Genomic DNA, 4,142 nt, shown 5'->3' with positions numbered 1-4,142 from the left:
CCAGATGGGCCAAAAAAGGGGCAAATGGCTGAACTGAGGGCGGAAATTCCGCCTTATTGAGGTTGGAAACGGGCTGATCGGCCCGCTGGGCGACCCATGCACCGTTCAGCGGCCCAACCAGACCATTTGACGACAGGCTCTTCAGGGGCAGGGATTGGGGTTGACGGTTGATGATGGGTTCGGGCTCGGGTTTGAATTCTTGTGGGTCCACCATTAAATTTAAGTTGTTCTGGTTGTTTTCAAAAGCCGCCCAACCGGGCGGCTTTTGAGTGTGTAAAAAAAGTCCAATGTTTCCAATAGTTGCGCGGTACGGTTCGAAAATGCACTTGGTTGGAAGTTGGACTCGCAGGAGTCGAAATCGGCGTTTTCCCTTCTCTCTCCGGCCCTATTCTTCAAAAGCTGTGGACCCGCTCTGGGTGAGTCCGCAAATTACGGACCCACTTAATGCTATGAAATAACGAGAATATTATTGACTCCTGATGCTGGACTGGTTCGATTTGAGATTTTGGTTGCGGAGAATGGAAAGAAGATTCGAATCTGGGTCCGATTCGATTAATAGTTTATATTGGCAATGCTTATAAATATTAATTTTGACATAATAACGAATTTAACGCATGCAGCCCCAGATCAGCACCAGACGGACACGGCCGCGACAGAAATGCGCCACGTTGGCCACAAAACGCACCACGTGCGTACAAGTCGTGGAGGTGGTATCATGGTTCCAAGAAGGTGACCAAAACCGACACAGGCGTACCTGCGCCGCCGCCAGACCTTCCGGTTTGACCGGCACCATAAACATGCAACAAAGGGATTGGAAGAGAATGGCAAATCGTGAGACAGGCGTTGTGAAGTGGTTCAACGATACCAAAGGATTTGGCTTCATTGCTCGGGATAATGGCAAAGGTGACGTCTTTGTACATCATAGCGCCATAGCAATGGATGGTTTCAAAAGTCTGGCTGAAGGGCAACGGGTAGAGTTTGGCGTCAGCAAAGGCGACAAGGGCGACAAGGCGGACAACGTCAAAACCTTGTAGGTGTCCTGAATGAGAATGCCGCAGTTTGGAGGACGGACGGTGGTATGCATTCGATTGGGTGTTTGAGCTATCCTTTCTCTGTGAGCTCGATTCGTGGAAACCCTGGCCATCATCGACTTCGAGACGACCGGCCTTTCTCCTTCCGAGGGAGCGCGAGCCACGGAGATCGCGGCTATCGTCATGGAGGATGGCCGGATCGTCCGGCAGTATCAGAGTCTCATGAATGCAGGCGTTGGCACTGGGCTCCGACTGTTCTCAATCGAAAGAGTGCTGATGCTAGCGGACTATAATAAGAGAAATTTTCTCTATTTTTCTTATTTAAAGATGTTTACAGACATTTTTAAGCGTGAGCAATACCGATCGAGTCAGGCTTGTAGGTTTGGTGTGCGCATGCTAACAAAGAGGCAGAACAGTCGGAGCCCAGTGCCGTTAGCGTGGTGGGTGAAAGAATCCGGGAACAGCATGCTTCGGGTCCGATGCGCAGTAAGCCAACGGGACCTACGAGCGGTTTTTTAACCACTATGCAGCGCAGTCACGCCAGCCTCGTTTGATGCTCGTTGACAAATAGGGAATGCTCCCGATCCCGGTTGCCCGCCGCAAGACGATCCGATCCGTGCCTCCATGGCAAACGATGTAACGCTCGAAGAATGGAAACCTCTTCATCACGCAGTGAAACCAAACCACTCCAGCCCGTATGAGGATGGCCACCCCCATGAGCTACTCGACTGATCCACTGCTGACCTTGCTGGCCATAAACGATTATTCCAATACGGCCCGTTGGAACTTCCCCGCTATGGTGGGGAGCAAAACCACCGATACCACCGGCGTGGGGGAAGGGGTGTCGTTGACCTTCAGCTTTCAGGAAACGCAACCCACCGACTCCTCCTATGGGACGATCACCAATTTTTCCCCCTGCACCACAGAGCAGCGGACAGCGGCGCGTGCAGCTTTGACATCGATCTCCTCGATGATCGATGTGCACTTCTCCGAGGTGGATTCCAACGGTCAGTTGACCTTTGCCCAGAAAACCTTGTCGAGCTATGCCGGATTGGGTTTTTATCCCGCCTATCGCTACAGCTACTCCAGTCATAATGTCATCATCAGCGTATCGGAATCCGCATCCGCCGGTCATGTCTGGTTGAGCGATAACGCCGACTATTGGGCTACCAACGGATTCTCGCCCGGATCGGCCGGTTTCAGCACCCTGCTGCATGAGATCGGTCATGCGCTCGGCATGAAGCATCCGTTCGAGCAGTCCTCCTCTTCAGGAGCGATGCTGAGTTCAACCTATGACAACGAAGCCTACACGGTGATGTCCTACACCTCTCATCCGGACAGTCTGTTCCGGGAGATGACCACCATATCATCAGGTGTCACATCCGGTGTCAGTTATACCTATTATAATATAAAACCCGAAACCTTGATGCCGCTGGATCTGATCGCCTTGCAGTATCTCTACGGCAGCAACACCAGCCACGAGATGGGAGACACTGTTTATCGCTTCGAAACCGATCGTCCGTTCATCAAGACCATCTGGGATGCGGGCGGGAGCGATACCATCTCGGTGGACAACTTCACCCTTGGCTGTGTCATCGACCTGACGGCGGGAGCCTACAGTTCGATTTCGATTCCATCGGACGAGCTGCCCTCCTGGGCGGGAACGGATACCCATGTCGTTTACGATGGCAGCAACAATCTGGCGATCGCCTACAACTGCGCGATCGAGAATGCTACCGGTGGCAGCGGTGCGGATAAACTGATCGGCAACGCCTTGAACAATATCCTGACCGGTAATGCCGGCAAGGATGAACTGCGCGGCAATGACGGCAACGATACGCTGTCCGGCGGCAGCAGTGCCGATACGTTGTACGGCGGGGGCGGAGCCGATATCCTGCGGGGCGGCAGCGGCAACGATACGCTTTCGGGCAACTCCGGCGCGGATCAGTTGACCGGCGGTAGTGGATCGGATCGTCTGACCGGAGGGTCGGATGCGGATCAGTTCCGTTTCACCCAGTCCTCCGAAGGCGGGGATACCATCACCGATTTCAGTTCGACCCAAGGGGACAAGCTGGTATTCACTAGCAGCAACTTCGGGAAATTGAGTATCGGAACCGTGAGTGCCAGCCGTTTCCGGGCCAGCAGCAGCGGGAATGCCTCCACCACCTCCCAGCGTTTTCTGTTCAATACCAGCACTGGTGTGCTTAAGTACGATCCGGACGGCAGCGGTTCTCAGTCGGCGGTCACCATCGCCACCTTGAGCAATGTCTCCACACTGAGTGCCTCCTCCTTGCAGATCATCTCCGGGTGAGCCCGTGAGGGAAGAGAGGAGCTGTTCTCCTCTCTTCCTTTTTTCTGAGCTGCCGTTGCAACGCTCCGCTCTTCTTCCAGGACTGTGTCAAGTGTCCAGGCAACGCATTGATCTGATAAGCCAAAACATCATATCTGGTCTTTTCCCCAATCACCCTGTGTACTAATGGCATGAACGCATGCCACTCTCTCGATATCTCATCGCTCCTCAAAGCCATCCGGGTGCGTCCAGTTGCGCACCACGAACAGGCACAGTGGTATGGGCGGTTCACGCAGCTATCTTGCCATCAGCCAATGGGCCGAGAGATCATCTCAGGCTATGCGGCGAAGATTCCGTTGTCGCCTGAACGACAAAATCAAACTTTTTGACGCGCCAAGCGAACCCACCATTCGTCGCGTTATACAGGAGGTGAATGCGCAGGTGTCCATCCCCTCCAGGTTTTCCCTGGAGGGGATGACCACTCAAGCACGTACCGGCTCAGGAATGCTCCACTTCGCCCTTTGTTCACTCCACAGCCCGTGAACGGATGGATTGCAAACTGCTGACCGAGCGTGGCAAGACTCTTTACAAGAAGCGCGGTCAGACGGTGGAGCCGGTTTTCGGACAGATGAAGGAGACTCAAGGGGCAGATGAGTTTCGCTTGCGTGGTCTGGAACTGTGCAACGGGGAGTGGATTTTGCACTCTGCCACGCACAATTTGAAGAAACTGCACTCGAAATGCGTCCAGATGGGCCAAAAAAGGGGCAAATGGCTGAACTGAGGGCGGAAATTCCGCCTTATTGAGGTTGGAAACGGGCTGA

4 protein-coding genes are annotated in these 4,142 nt (G+C 53.8%); all 4 read left to right on the top strand.

The features are described 5' to 3' along the window. Window positions 1-821: 821 nt before the first annotated feature. The 4 genes from HQL76_18020 to HQL76_18005 all read left to right on the top strand — a co-directional run bounded on the left by HQL76_18020 (window position 822) and on the right by HQL76_18005 (window position 4,102). A complete protein-coding gene (locus HQL76_18020; GenBank protein MBF0111066.1) occupies window positions 822-1,034 on the top strand; it encodes a cold-shock protein in 213 nt (70 codons plus the stop codon). Between the two features lie 93 nt (window positions 1,035-1,127). Then, entirely contained in the window at window positions 1,128-1,550 is a 423-nt protein-coding gene (locus tag HQL76_18015) for a hypothetical protein (GenBank protein ID MBF0111065.1), read from the top strand. Between the two features lie 277 nt (window positions 1,551-1,827). After that, window positions 1,828-3,342 carry a M10 family metallopeptidase gene (locus HQL76_18010; protein ID MBF0111064.1) on the top strand — a complete coding sequence of 505 codons (1,515 nt, stop codon included), beginning with the start codon at window positions 1,828-1,830 and terminating at the stop codon, window positions 3,340-3,342. A gap of 526 nt (window positions 3,343-3,868) precedes the next feature. Further along, complete coding sequence (locus HQL76_18005) at window positions 3,869-4,102, top strand: transposase (GenBank protein ID MBF0111063.1); 234 nt, start codon at window positions 3,869-3,871, stop codon at window positions 4,100-4,102. Window positions 4,103-4,142: the final 40 nt, after the last annotated feature.

This window comes from Magnetococcales bacterium (assembly GCA_015228815.1).
Classification (GTDB): Bacteria; Pseudomonadota; Magnetococcia; order Magnetococcales; family UBA8363; genus UBA8363.
The sequence above is the reverse complement of the archived record's forward strand: the minus strand, read 5'-3'. Positions and strand labels throughout refer to the sequence as shown.